Genomic DNA, 688 nt, shown 5'->3' on the forward strand with positions numbered 1-688 from the left:
GATTTTACGGGATTAAAGGCATACACTAGTAGAATTTATATAAAAAATCAAGATGAAGTTAAAAAATACGAAGTGGATTTAGATATCACTCAAGCTGATATTAAAGGTGATTATACAATAACAATTGGGGAGAATAACGAAACTGTTCCGGTTACATATTCTAATGGGAAGTTAAATTATGGGTCGGAGGTAACTCCTTTATATGATGAAGAAATTCTTAATCTAGTGGTACAAAGAGATTTCTTTACTTCTCTAGATGTAAAGGAGACCTTTAAGAGTGCAGAAACAGAACTTCGTGAGATTGTATATCAGCCAGAAAATAACTCTGACCTCTATAAACATCTAAAAAGCAAATATGATTTACCAGAGGAAACAACATGTATAGTATTAGTAAATCATTCTAGCTCAACTATATATAGAGTAACTATTCAACTAAAATCTAATCAAAAGATTGTGCAAATTAGTAGTGTTATTTTTGAAAAAGAATGAGGTTTTCATGAACGAAATTGAAAAGAGTAATCAGCGGATTGAAAGGTAAAGCTATTGAAAATACAGTATATATGTTAACTAGGGAGATAATATGAAAAATCATAAATATTTATTGTGGGTTGTCAGTGTAACGCTAATGCTTTCGACACTTTTTGCACTGAATGGATGTACTTTAGGTGAAGAAACTATTCCCAAAAAC

Annotated in this window: 1 protein-coding gene; it reads left to right on the plus strand. The window is 30.7% G+C overall.

What is annotated here, in order from left to right:
- Positions 1 to 489, plus strand: a 489-nt coding sequence (locus HMPREF9965_RS03615; RefSeq protein WP_001185048.1) for a hypothetical protein, incomplete at its 5' end; no start/stop codon positions are given.
- Between the last annotated feature and the right edge of the window lie 199 nt (positions 490 to 688).

This window comes from Streptococcus mitis bv. 2 str. SK95, assembly GCF_000222705.1.
Lineage (GTDB): Bacteria > Bacillota > Bacilli > Lactobacillales > Streptococcaceae > Streptococcus > Streptococcus mitis_AY.